At 73.3% G+C, this 12,498-nt stretch carries 7 protein-coding genes; all 7 read left to right on the top strand.

The genetic code is table 11. From position 1 onward, the window contains the following. Nucleotides 1-84 precede the first annotated feature (84 nt). Nucleotides 85-1,200 (top strand): DUF4407 domain-containing protein, encoded by a 1,116-nt coding sequence (locus ACIBZJ_RS39575; protein ID WP_395938774.1) that lies wholly within the window; start codon nucleotides 85-87, stop codon nucleotides 1,198-1,200. Between the two features lie 153 nt (nucleotides 1,201-1,353). Continuing rightward, nucleotides 1,354-5,148, top strand: a complete 3,795-nt coding sequence (locus tag ACIBZJ_RS39570) for a penicillin-binding transpeptidase domain-containing protein (RefSeq protein WP_395938773.1) — start codon at nucleotides 1,354-1,356, stop codon at nucleotides 5,146-5,148. Nucleotides 5,149-5,159: 11 nt separating this feature from the next. Then, nucleotides 5,160-6,167, top strand: coding sequence for a hypothetical protein (locus ACIBZJ_RS39565; RefSeq protein ID WP_395938772.1), 1,008 nt, complete (start codon nucleotides 5,160-5,162; stop codon nucleotides 6,165-6,167). Next, complete coding sequence (locus ACIBZJ_RS39560; RefSeq protein WP_395938771.1) at nucleotides 6,164-7,603, top strand: hypothetical protein; 1,440 nt, start codon at nucleotides 6,164-6,166, stop codon at nucleotides 7,601-7,603. The genes ACIBZJ_RS39565 and ACIBZJ_RS39560 overlap by 4 nt, the downstream gene beginning before the upstream one ends. Next, nucleotides 7,603-7,911 (top strand): hypothetical protein, encoded by a 309-nt coding sequence (locus ACIBZJ_RS39555; RefSeq protein ID WP_395938770.1) that lies wholly within the window; start codon nucleotides 7,603-7,605, stop codon nucleotides 7,909-7,911. The genes ACIBZJ_RS39560 and ACIBZJ_RS39555 overlap by 1 nt, the downstream gene beginning before the upstream one ends. Beyond that, nucleotides 7,908-9,824 carry a hypothetical protein gene (locus ACIBZJ_RS39550; RefSeq protein WP_395938769.1) on the top strand — a complete coding sequence of 639 codons (1,917 nt, stop codon included), beginning with the start codon at nucleotides 7,908-7,910 and terminating at the stop codon, nucleotides 9,822-9,824. The genes ACIBZJ_RS39555 and ACIBZJ_RS39550 overlap by 4 nt, the downstream gene beginning before the upstream one ends. Then, complete coding sequence (locus tag ACIBZJ_RS39545) at nucleotides 9,824-12,481, top strand: hypothetical protein (protein WP_395938768.1); 2,658 nt, start codon at nucleotides 9,824-9,826, stop codon at nucleotides 12,479-12,481. Before ACIBZJ_RS39550 ends, ACIBZJ_RS39545 begins: the two co-directional genes overlap by 1 nt. Nucleotides 12,482-12,498: the final 17 nt, after the last annotated feature.

The raw sequence follows: 12,498 nt of genomic DNA, 5'->3' as shown, positions 1-12,498 counted from the left end.
TCCATCGCCGGGGGTATTGCGGTGGAAACCAGGGGGTAATTGGTGGGGCATTTCCTTATCTGGCTATCCGGGGCGAATCGCGCGGTGCTCGCACGAACTCCCGGAGAGACCGGCAAGTACGAGGGCCTCGGCGGTGTGGTGCTGACGACCGCGGTGATGGCCGCGCTCTCGGCCGGCCTGGCGATCAACCTCGCCTTACAGGCGCCGGTCGCGGTGTGCGTCGCGATCGGACTGTTCTGGGGTCTGGCGATCGCGAACCTCGACCGGTGGCTGATCGGTGCGTTCCCCCGGCGCGACCAGGTCTGGAAGAACTTCCTCCAGGCCCTCCCCCGCCTCCTGATGGCCCTGCTCATCGGTGTGGTCGTCTCGACGCCGCTCGTGCTGCGCGTGTTCAACAACGAGATCGAGAAAGAGATCGCCGCCCAGCACGACGCCACCCGCGACCAGGAGCGCCGCGAGATCATCTCGCGCTACCAGGTCGCGGCGTACGAGAAGAAGGTGGCGACCGACCAGGCCTACCTCGACGCGAAGGACGCGAACGACCAGGTCGTGAAAGACCAGCCGAACGTCAGGGCTGCCTCGCGGGCCGCCTACCAGGCCGATCAGGCCTACCGGGAGGCACTGCGCACGGGTGTCCGGGTCACCGCGGCGTTCAACGAGCGCGAGGCACGCCGCAACCAGTTCACCAGGGCCGTGGCCTCGGCCGTGAAGAACCTGCACACGCTCGGCGCCCAGAACCTCACCAAGGACCGCACCGACCTGCAGACGCGGCGCGACGGCGAGCGCGCGGCGCTGCGGGAGTCCGCCGACACGATCAGCCGCAACCGGGGTCTGCTGATGCGGATCGACGCGCTGTCGTCGCTGCGGTCGCGAGACAGCGGCGTGCAAGCGGCCTATCTCGTGCTGTGGGCGTTCATCACGCTGATCGAGGTCCTCCCGGTGCTGCTCAAGTTCCTGATGACGCTCGGGGCGCCGAGCCCGTACGAGGTGGCGCTGGTTTCCTACAATCGAGACCAGATCAAAAGCGCCGAACAGTACATCGAACACGGTAGCCAGGCACGTGCGGCCGAATTGGCGGCGCGGGCCAAGCTGCGGGAGAAACAGACCGAGATGGCCACCGAGATCGGTGAGCAGGAAATGCGCCGCCGGCTCGACCGAGCGAACCAGCGCAGTAGCGGATCCGCCCTTTTCGGCCCCTAGTCTTTGGTGACCCCCGTACGGCCGTCGAATTCGCCGGCGGGTTGATGATAGCGACCCCGAAATAGGGGTCGCCGATGCAGGTTCTTATTGCGAGCGCCATTTCCCGGGGCGCGGATGGCCCGTGCCCGGGGACGACTGCGTAGAGAGAGAACGGTGAGTGGCTTCTTCTCCGTGAGCGCGATCAGCAATCTGCTCGTGCTCGCCGGAATGGTCGTGGCAGTCGTCCTCGCGGCCGATCTGCTCCGGCGGCGCGATCGGGCCTGGGCCGCGGTACGCGTCGCCGACGGGCGTCGCCGAGGGCGGCTGGTCCTGCCGCTGGCACTCACCTGGGCCGGCGTCTGGCTGAGCGGCGGCGTCAACATCGTCTGGGTCTACGCGGTCGGGGCCGGGGTGCTGGCGGCGCTGCTGCTGGGCGTCCGGACGCTGCGGGCCGCGCACGCCGCCCGCAACGACACCGACGTCTCCGCGCCGGGCCTGGCGATCCTGCTGCTCGTTCTCTCGCTGTTCCATCTCGGTTGCCAGCTGTCGATCCGGCTGAGCCTGGTGCCCGACCCCGACGCGAGTGCGACGGACGGCCTGAAGGGGAGCGTCGTCGACGAGGCGCTCAAGTCGTTCGGGCTGCCGATCGCCGGGCTGCTCGTGCTGCTCGCGACCGGGCTGCTGGCGGCCCGCCGCGCCGGCCGGACGGGCGAGGCCGGTGAGCGGCGACGCCGGGGAACGCTCTCCCGGGACGTCCGGGCGGGTTACGACCGCCGGCGCCGGGCCTGGACGCAGCGGACCCGGCGCAACCCGGTCTGGGCCTGGCTCTGGGTCGGCGCAACGGTCGTCGTCCCGTTCCTGGCGCCGCTGGTCACCGGCAGCAAACTGGACTTCCTCGGGGTGAACACCCCGGAGTTCGGCAAGGCACTGTTCCTCGTCGTGCTCGCGGTCGTGGTCAGCCGGTACAGCGTCGAGGCGGTCGTGTTCCGGCAGATCGGGCTGCGCACCGCGATCACGCAGCTGCGGACCGGGCTGGCGACGCGGCCGTGGCGCGCCCTCCGGACGTTCGAGCGGCAGACCCGGTTCCTGCTCTATCCGATGGCGCTGGTCGGCGCGGTCGCGTTCTGCAGCGCGGTCCGCAGCGACTTCGGCACGCTGATCCCGGTGCTGGCCGCCACGCTCGGGGTGCTCTGGGCCGCGCTCAGCATCGAGGCGCGGGCCACCCCGTTCGACGCGCCGGCCGGTGAGTCGCCCGGCCTGCGGGCGCGCGTCCGGGCCTGGACCGGTGCCGGCGCCCTGCGCTACCTGCGTCCGTACGGCCTGATCGCGGCGGCGCTGTTCGTGCTGGCCGCGCTGGTGGCCCCGTTCACCGACTACGTCAGCGAGCGGTTCCTGATCTGGCGGGACCCGTGGGCCTACCGGTGGAACGCGCCCTGCTACCCGCTGCCCGCCGGGACGACGGCACCGGCCGGTGTGCCGTCGGGCACCGAAGCCTGCCAGCACCTGGGCGTCGTCGACCTGGAGAGCGAGCGGTCACAGCTCGCACACGCGCTCGCCGCCGTGAACGACGGCGGGCTGTGGGGACGCGGCCTGGCCGACGTGCTGCAGCCGCGCCTGTCGGCCGCCTCGACCGACTTCGTGCTGACCGCGGCCTGGAACAAGCTCGGTGGCCTGACCGTGCTGGCCTGCGCGGCGGCGATCGTGCTGCTCGGGCTGGCGCTGATCCAATTCCCGGTGAGCCTCGCGCCGCGCACGGAGCCGCGGCCGGGGTCTCCGGAGGCCGGGCGGTTCCGCGGCACCCGGCAGCAGCTCACGGTCGCGGCACTGCTCGGCACCGGGGTGGCCGCGCTGATCACCGGTCAGTTCGTGTTCGTCTTCGCCGCGACGCTCGGCGCGGTACCGCACTCCGGGATCACCGCGCCGTTCCTCTCCCGCGGTCCGCAAGCGACGCTGGCGCTGTTCCTGGCGATCGGCGTGGCCGTCGCCGCCGGTTACGCCGGGACGTTCGCCGCTGCGCGGGCCGCCGTCGCCCCCACCCGCCGGGCCGGACAGCGGCCGGTCGCCCCGGCCGGGCTCCTCGCCCGCCTGCCCACCCCGCCGGCCCAGGTGCTGATCGGGCTCAGCTTCCCGCTGTGCCTGGTCATCGGCGTGCTGGTCACGCTGACGCCGTACCGGGCCCCGTGGCCGGGCCTGACGTCGATCTGGGTCGGCTACGACGAGAACCGCCGGGCCTGCGTCTCCGAGCCCAGCCCCTCCTACACCGCGTCGGGGCCCTCGGTGACGCCGATCGACCCGGCCCGGTGCTCGACCGACCTGGTCGCGGCGGGCCGGGCGAAGGTGACGCTCGGCATCGGTGACACCGTGTTCACGTCCACCCGGGCGTCCGGGGTGTGGGGCTTCAGCTGCGGCTCGAGCCTCTCCCCCGACGATCTGGGCGGCCTCGTCCGGGTCGGGAACGGGCGGTCCGGGTTGCTCGATCTGGCCTACTCCGACGTCGTGGGAAGCGGCGCGACGGCCGGGTCGAGCCTGCGCCGCCGCCTGCTCCCCGACGGGGCCGAGCCGCAGGGCGGTCTCACGCTCGGCCTCGACCCGGCGCTGCAGAAGACCGTCAACTCGGCGATGCGGACGTCCGGCGGGGACGCCGGGACGCCGCTGACCGGCGGCCTGGTCGTGATGGACGCCGCCACCGGGCGGATCCTCGCCGAGAGCAGCGTCCCGTCGGCACCGGCGTCCGGGACGTGCACGGCGAAGTCGGGTGCCTCACCCACCGGGGCGCCCGCCGGATCGGCGCCCCCGCTCGACCAGCGGGCCGACGTCCGGAGCTGGGAGACCGCGGAACCCCGCGCCGGCCGCGTCGACGGCAACGGCGGGATCGCCCCCCGGAAGGGCACCCGCTGCGGTATCGGTCAGCGCGACGCCGACGAACGGGAGAAGTGCGGGTACTACTCGCTGCAGGAGCCGACGAAGAGCGAGGCCGCCCGGGAGGCCGCCGAGAATAAGGCCGAACTGGCCTACGTGGGCGGCCGGCGCGGGGTCGAGGACGTGCCGGACGTCAGCGTCAACCGGATCGTCGGCGACCGGTTCGGGCTCGGATCGACGTTCAAGGTCGTCGTGGCCGCCGCGTATCTGCACCAGCCCGGCCGCCTCGCCTCCGACCGGATCGCGGCGCCGCGGAGCACCAGTCTGGACGGCCGGGAGATCTTCAACTTCGGCAACACCGCCACGTGCGGCAACCCCGACTCCGCGGGGAAGATCACGCTCACCGACGCGCTGGCGTACTCGTGCAACACCGCATTCGTGGAGCTCGCCCGGACGCAGGTCAGCTGGGCCGAGATCAGTGCGATGGCGACCGCGCTCGGGCTCGGCGTCGAACCGCTGGTGCCCACGGAGGACGGGGTCACGTACGGCCGGAACGCCCCGCAGGCCTTCGCCGATCGCGCGTACGGCGCCGACACCCGAATCCCGGCGAACCCGGAGGCACGGTCCGGGCGCGGGCTGAACGTGATCGGCGAGGGCGAGGTCGAGGGCACACCGGTCGCGATGGCCGCGGTGATGGCCGCGATCGCGAACGACGGTGTCCCGGTCCGGCCGATGCTGGTCACCGCGACGACCGATCCGGCGACCGGCCGCACCACCCCGGTCGCGCCGGTGCGCCGGAAAGCCGCGCTGACCCGGCCGCAGGCCGAGCAATTGCAGATCGCGCTGAGCAAGACGACCGAGTACGGCACCGCGAGGCAGCTCTCGGCCTCCGGCGTGCTCTGGGTGAAGACCGGGACGCACGAGATCCGGACCGACGAGGAGTGCGCGACGGCCGACGTCTACGCGTGCCGGACGTCCTGGATCGTCGGCGTCGTGCCGGGCGCGCACGGTCCGGTGTCGTTCGCGGTGGCGCTCGACGCGCCGGACGACACGGTGGGGAGCAAGCGGGCGAGATGGCTGGTCCAGCAGGTCATCGAGGCCGTCGAATGAGGGGGAACCGGATGGTCGACCGGGAGCGCCGCGGGAACGCGGCCGAGGTCTACGAGGCGTTACTGGCCGAGGTGAGCCGGTATTGCTACGAGCACGCGACGGAGTTGGTGGAGGTGGGCGAGCCCGTCCGGCTGGTCGTGGAGACCGACGAGCGGCTGGCCGCCGACCGGGGGTTCCGGGCGAACGTGCAGGACGCGGTGGCGCAGATCGTCCGGGTCAGCCTCGGTACCGCGCTCGTGGCCGCGGACGTCGTCGGGGGCGAGGGGTTGGCCGGAACGGAGTACCGGCTGCTCACCCCGGACTCCGGCCGGGCCCCGGAGGTCCCCGTGACGCCGGCACCGCCACCGCCACCGCCACCGCCGCCGGCCGGGCCGCCGCCGCCCGAGGCGCGGGAAACCCCGGAACGGTTCACCGTGCCCCGCTCCCCGGCGCCACCGGTGCCCCGGGCGCGGTTCAGTCAGCCGACCACCACCGTGCTGGGTTCCAGTGGCCCCCTCACGGTTCCCGGGGACGATCTCCCGCCTCCCGCCGGGCCGGCCACCGCCCCGAGCGACCCGCCGGGGGCGGCCGGGGCGGCCGACGCCGTCGCGCTGCTGCCGCCGATACCGCAGCTCGGCCCCGACCTGTCGCCGCGCGCCCTGTCCGGCCAGCGGACGATCCGCTTCAGCTACGGCGTGGGCCCCGGCCCGAGCTGGCTGTTCACGCTGCGGCCCGCACCGGTCTGGGTCCCGCTCGGACGGCGGGTCGGCAGCCCGGCCGACAGCGTCCCGGTGATGGACCTGAGCCTGCTCCGGTCGATCCCGAGTGGACGCCTGCTGTTCCTCTGTTACTGGCAGGGCCGCGCCCACCTGCTGCGCACGGGCGCCCGCCCCGACTACCTGATCGCACTCGACACGCTCGTCCTGGCGACCGACGGCATCGTCCGGCTCCCGCACGACGGGATCCTGCGCTGGCGGCACCGCACGAAACCCGGCGAATCAGTCCTGCAGTACACGATCTCGGCCGAGGAGGCCCGATGAGTGCGGCGTCCGAATTCGACAGCGCGCCCTGGTACCGGGTCTACCTGCCGGTCGGCGGCTGGGCACTTCCGGTCGACGTCGCTCCGCCCGACGACCGGGACAGCGTCGTCCGCAAGTACCCGGTCCCGGCCGACGGGGAGCACGAGGGGCAGCTGATCAGCGCGCACGTCCTCTACACCCGCGGTCTGACCGCGGAGGCACTGCCACCGCAGGTCAGCCGGGCCGGGCTCCGCGGTGAACGCGCGCAGATGCCGTTCAAGAACTGGTTCGTGAAGGCCTACTGGTGCGCGACGCCGGTCGAGGCGCGCTGGCTGATGCGCCACTTCAAGCAGCAGAGCAGTGACGTGCTGGACGCCAACACCAGCCTGAACGGCACCGCGCTGAGACCGCCCTGGGCGGTCGCGCCGGTCTGGGTGGTCCCGGCCACCACGCAGCAGAGCGTCCAGCAGGTCGCCACGACGCATCTGGGCGCGGACGCCGAAGGCATCTTCGAGACCGCGGACGCCCGGCTCTGGAGCTGGTTCGGCCGCGACGACAACCCGCAGCCGGAGAACTGCTTCCTGGTGCTCACCCGGTACCTGCCCGAGCCGATGCCGTTCATCGAGGCCGGCGCCGTCCCCCGCACCGACCGGCTGCAGGAGCTGGAGGCCGTCGCCCGCGGGATCGACGCCTGCCACCGGGCCGGGATCGCGCACTGCGACCTCAAGCCGGACAACGTGCGGTCGTACTCGGTGGGGGCGGTCGACAGCTTCGTGCTGATCGACGCCGACGCCGTCCTCCGGCTGGACTCCCGGCCGCAGGACATCCGTCTCACGCTCCCCTACACGCATCCGCATCTGGCGGCGGCGGTCCGGGCCCGGCGTCCGATCACACCGGACCTGCTGAAGGCACACGACCGGTACGGGTTCGCGCTGGTCGCGCTGGGCGCGGTGGCCGGCACGGCCACCGCGGACGCGGTGCTCGGCCGGGTGGCCAGGGACGGCAGCCCGATCACCGGCGACGAGGTCCGGGTGATGCTCCGCAGCGCCTGGGGCACCACGTGGGACGGGCTGATCGATCCGCTGGTGGAGCCGTTCGACGAGCCGTTCGACGAGTACGGCGACTGGTCGGCGCAGCAGTGGATCGACGACGTGCTCAACGGCCAGTCCAGCGCGGGCCGGCCGTTCTCCGGCGGACCGGCCGCGGGCACCCCGCCGCCCGTCGTGGACACCGCGCTGGTCGCCGCCCACCGCGACGACGTCGACGCCGTGCGCCGCGCGCTGCCGGCCGCGCTGATCCCGGCCGACGCCCCGGACGCGGTGGTGGACTCCACCGTCCTGGTCGGGAACCGGCTCGCGCTGCGCCAGTTCCGCGCGGCGCGCCTGCCCTGGCTCGTCGGGCTGCCGATCTTCGCCCTGATCGCCGTCGTCACGATCCTCCGGGAGCTGGTGAGCTGATGTCCTCGTTCCTCCGCGTCCGCACCGGACGCCACACCGTGGACGCCGCCGTCCGGCGCGCGTGCGAGCCGCAACGCCGGCAACTCGCCGCGCTGACCTTCCGGCTGGGTGAATGGAGCGGCCCGACCGCGAAACGGACGTCGTCGCAGGGCGTCGTCGACAGCGCGATCGCGGCCTATCTCGCCCGCGCCGCCAAGGCCGGCCGCTCGGCCGGCACCCTCTCCGGGTTACGCACCGGCCTCGTACTCGCACTCGCGGTACTGGTCGCCGGTACGCTCGCCTGCTTCGTGATCGGCCTGCTGACATGACCGAACCGTTCGAGGTGTTCGATCCGGGCTGGCTCCCGGAGCCGGAGGCACCGCGGGTGCCCGGCCCGGACGTGCTCGACGAGGTCCGGTCGCGCTACGGCTACCGGTGCCCCGCCTGCGCGTCGGTGCTCGGTGACGTTCCCGAGGCCGGCGCCGACGGGCTCTACGTCCGGCGCCCGGCCCTCGTGCTCGAGGTCGGTAGCCCGGTCGACCGCCGGCACACCTGGCGGTTGTCGGTCGTGGGCAATCGCGCCGCGACCCGCAAGTCGTACCAGCCGCCGTTCCATCCGAACGCCGTCGAGTACACGTACGTGCTCTGCGGCAGCGGCCACATCTTCCCGTACTCGGCGGCACTGGGCGAGAACGAGAAGCACTTCGGCGTCCACTACTGGAACACGGTCGCGGCCATGGGACCAGTCGCGTCCGGCAAGACCTACCTGTTGACCCGGATGCTCGACCAGAGCCTGACGCACGTCGGAGACTTCCCCGGCGGGCGGGGCGACGAGCGGGTCACGGTCCGCACCTACGCGGGTGCCCCGCTGGAGGACTACACGCTCACCACGCGCCGGGCCCAGTTCGACGCGACGCTCACCAGCGGACGGCCGATCGGCGCCACGATCGGCGAGAGCCTCGCGCCGTACCAGATCCTCAACAGCCTGGTGTCGCCGGTGATGTTCGACGCGGTGATCGAGCTGATGCGCGAGACCGTGACCGAGTCGATGATCGACGAGGGCAGCTGGGGCACGATGCCGCCGCAGCCGATCATGATGCGCACCCGGGTGGGCGACGGCACGGCCGGGCGCCACGGCTGGACCTGCGTCGTCGACCTGGCCGGTGAGTTCTTCGCCGACCGCGACGAGCAGACCGCGATCGGCACGGTCCGCGAACGCGCCGCCCTGCGCGGGTACAACGCGCTGATCTGGACGATCGACCCGGTACTGGAGACGTCGGTCTTCGACCGGTTCGCGCGCCGGGCGCTCGACGGCCGGGCCCCGGACGCGTACGACCGGTTGCTGCGCGGCAGCCTCCGGCCCGGCAGCAGCAGCGACGACCCGGACGCGGAGGACTTCACGAAGTCCGTCCGGGTGCGGCGCCGTCGCGTCCAGCGGACGATCGCGCAGCGGATCACGAAGCTGGAGGGCGAGTTCCTCACCGACGACCTGGGCCGGGTCCGTCTGCTGGTCGCGGTGAGCAAGGTCGACATCATCCGGCTGGCGCTCGAGAAGACGATGGAGCCCGCGGCGCGGCTCGACGACATCGGCAAGAGCGGCTCGTTCAAGGCCGGCGTCATGCATTACCTCGACCACGTCGCCCGGAACGTCGGCGAGATCTACCACCCCGATCCGGACTGCGCCGAGCTGCTGAAACGCCTCGACGTCCGGCTGGTCGCCGACGAGTACGTGCTGCAGGACCGGCTGTCGGGCCTGGCCGACTCGCTGCTCGACCACTACTCCGACGCCGACCGCTTCTGGCAGCTGGTCGAGGAGGGCGGAGCCGCCGACGTCCGGCTCGGCGCGGATCCGGACGACCCGTACTACGACGGGCCGGTGCTGCACGTCCCGTCGATCGGCGAGCACCTGCGCCGCGCGCTGCAGCCCGGCCCGCCCGACCCGGCCGGACGCACCGGTGTGGACGATCCGCTGCTCACCCGCGACCTGGTGATGTCGGCGATGGGCTGCGGGCTGGTCTTCGCGCTGGGGTACGGCGAGGCGATGGTCGGGCTGATGAGCATGCCCTGGGCCGACCTCCGCATCTTCCTCTGCTCGCCGCTGGCGGCCACGCCCCAGGAGAGCGCCGGCCGGGACCGGGTCACGATGGACCCGCTGGACGACGCCGCCGACTTCGCCGACACCGCGGACCGTTCCGCGTCCCTGACCCAGCTGCTGCTGCGCGTCCTCCGAGGAGTGCTGTGATGGCCCGGACCGTGAGTTTCACGACCGTCGGGTGGACCGACACCGGCCAGGGCTGGCAGCAGGAGCGGGACTCCACCGAGAACGTTCCCGACCGGCTCTGGGCGGTCGCGAGAGACCACCTGCAGTTCGTCCCGCAGCCGCCGGAGAGCCTGCAGGACCTGACCGGAATTCCGATCTGGAGCCTGGCCTCGGTCCGGGTCGGGACGGCGGACCAGTGGTGTTTCACGGTCCAGGGCCGGGGCGCCGGGCACCGGGCCGGGACCGTCCAGTTCGCGTTCGCGGACGGCCGCCACCCGGCGTCGACGGTGTGGCGCGCGGCGGCGACGCTGGTCGCGACGCCGGGCCACGGCAGCAGCCCCGACCGGTTGCCGTGGAGCCGCTCCTCGGTGGACGTGCCCGCCGTCGCCGGTGCGGTGCCGGTCGACGCGGCCGCGTTCGAGAAGGCCGCCGCCGAGCTGCTCACCGCGCTGCTGGGCCCGTCCGGCATGACGATCGTGCAGGCCGGTCCGGAGCTGATGGCCGGCGTGCTGCCCGCGGTCCTCGCGATCGTGCCCGCCGGTCTGGCCAGGGCGTTGCGCTGGCACACGTGCCTGCTGCAGCCGGCCAAATCCGTCCGCGCGACCCAGAACGCGGTCGTGGGCGAGTGGTCGCCGCACATGCGCCGGCTCGCCGGCCCGGCGGCGTCCGAGGCCGACGCCTGGCTGGAGAACATGCGCCGCCAGCAACGCCGCTTCGACCCCGGCCCGGACACGAACGACCTGGTGACGCAGGTCGCCCGGGGCCTGGCCCAGGGACACGCCGTCGATCCGGAGGAGACCGCCGACGCCGGCTCGGTCCGGGGTGCGCTCGACCGCGCGTGGACCGCCTGGCAGCGTCCCGCGCTCGACGTCCCCGCGCTGGTGAACGAGCGGCAGTGGGCCCGGCTGCTGGCCGCGCCGGACGGCGTCCACCAGTACGCGGCCGCGACGCCGCGGGCGGCCGCGGATCTCCTCCGGGGCGGGAGCGCGGCACTCGACCGTGGCGTCGCGGTGCTCCTGTTCCGAGGCCTGGCCGGTCAGCTGCCGTCGGACTCCACGATCGCGGACGCGCTCGGGCTGCCGGCCGAAGACGGATCCGGCCCGTCCGACGCCTACCTGACCTGGCTGGGCGCGGTCGTGCGGCAGAGCCTCGACGAGACCGAGAACTGGGCGCTGATCCGGGCGTTCACCGCGCCCGGCGGACGCTGGCACGGCCAGGCGGCGCGCCTCGCCGGTGCCCCGCTGTTCACCGCCATGGGCTATACCCGGGCGAGCTGCCCCGACCTGTACCCGTTCGACGCGGCCGGTCTCGCGGCCCGGATCGTGCAGCGCGACGAGGTGTCCGACGACGTCCGGCAGGTGATCGAGACGTCCGGTGACCCGCTCGGCGTGGTGCGGTCGGTGACCGGGCACCTGAGCGTGCCGTCGCCCCGGCTGTTCGGCGGTCTGCTCGCCTGCGCGCTCGCCGTCCGCGACCGGCCGGCGGATTGGGACGAGCAGCTGTACGCCCTGGGCAAGGACTGGGTCGACGACCAGGCGTCCACCTGGTCCTCGCACCAGCGGAGCGACTGGCCGACGCCCCCGCAGTGGTGGGCGCGGATGGTGTCGTTCGCCGACCGGTCGGGCGCGGACCGCGGCCGTGCGGCGGCGGACCGGACCCTTCTCGTGGACGCCGGTCTGGCCGGCCTGTTCGGGAACGGCTACAGCGAGCGCGAGGTGCTGGTCGCGGTCTCCGACGCCCCCTCGACGACGCTCGAGACCCACCTGAGCGAGCTCGACGGCCGGTCGCCGCTGACGCCGTCGACAGCCGCGTTCATCGGCCAGCTGGTGCCGCTCTGGCGCGACGAGCAACGGGAGCTGGTCGTCGCGCAGCAGGAGCTGGCCGCGACCCGGTCGAAGCTCGGCGCCGCCCGGCGCGAGGCGCAGGCGGCGGCCGGGCGCGCGCGGGCGGAGTTCGGTGAGACGGGATCCCGCTACTCCGAGGGCGGCGGCGAGGACTCCGACGCCGACGAGCGGCCCCGTACGAGCCGGTTCTCGTCGTTCCTCGAGCCGCTCCGGCCGAAGGGGGACGGCGACGACCTCACGTCGCCCCGGAACGTCGCCGGGACGGCAACGATGATCGGCGTGCTCGCGTTCGTCGTGGTCGTCGTCGTGGCCGTGACCTGGTGGGCCGTCGGCGGCAGGAAGGAGACCCCGGCCGCTCCCACGGCGCAGCGGACGGCGCCCGCACCCGCTCCGACGGTTCCCACCGCCGGTGAGGCGGCATACGACGGCAGCACGGTGACGCTCACGGTCAGCGGGGTGACGTCGGGTTCGAGCCGGCTGATCGTGCTACTGGCCCAGTACGACCCGAACGCGCCCGACAAGGCCCTCAGCGTGATCACCGCGACGGTGGTCCGGCGCAGCGGCGAGACGGCCCGCTACACCGCCTTCGGGACGTTCCCGCCCCACCAGCTCTCGGCCGCGATCGGGCCGCTGCCGGTGCACGTGTGGGTTCTCGACCCCGCGCTCCGGAAGGACCGGGCCGACGACGTGCTGGCGGCGCGGAAAGCGGTGCGGGACGATCCCGGCCACGACCCGTCGCCGCTGATCGAGGCCGCGAACCGGGCCGGCACCCCGACGACGACGGTGAAGGTCTAGCAGCGGGGCGATCCAGA

The organism is Cryptosporangium sp. NPDC051539 (genome assembly GCF_044454545.1).
GTDB lineage: Bacteria > Actinomycetota > Actinomycetes > Mycobacteriales > Cryptosporangiaceae > Cryptosporangium.
The sequence above is the reverse complement of the archived record's forward strand: the minus strand, read 5'-3'. Positions and strand labels throughout refer to the sequence as shown.

Bases quoted from the DNA above. Each gene is read 5' to 3' on its own strand.
- ACIBZJ_RS39555 (WP_395938770.1), top strand. From the start codon at position 7,603: ATGTCCTCGTTCCTCCGCGTCCGCACCGGACGCCACACCGTGGACGCC.
- ACIBZJ_RS39550 (WP_395938769.1), top strand. From the start codon at position 7,908: ATGACCGAACCGTTCGAGGTGTTCGATCCGGGCTGGCTCCCGGAGCCG.
- ACIBZJ_RS39560 (WP_395938771.1), top strand. From the start codon at position 6,164: ATGAGTGCGGCGTCCGAATTCGACAGCGCGCCCTGGTACCGGGTCTAC.
- ACIBZJ_RS39545 (WP_395938768.1), top strand. From the start codon at position 9,824: ATGGCCCGGACCGTGAGTTTCACGACCGTCGGGTGGACCGACACCGGC.
- ACIBZJ_RS39565 (WP_395938772.1), top strand. From the start codon at position 5,160: ATGGTCGACCGGGAGCGCCGCGGGAACGCGGCCGAGGTCTACGAGGCG.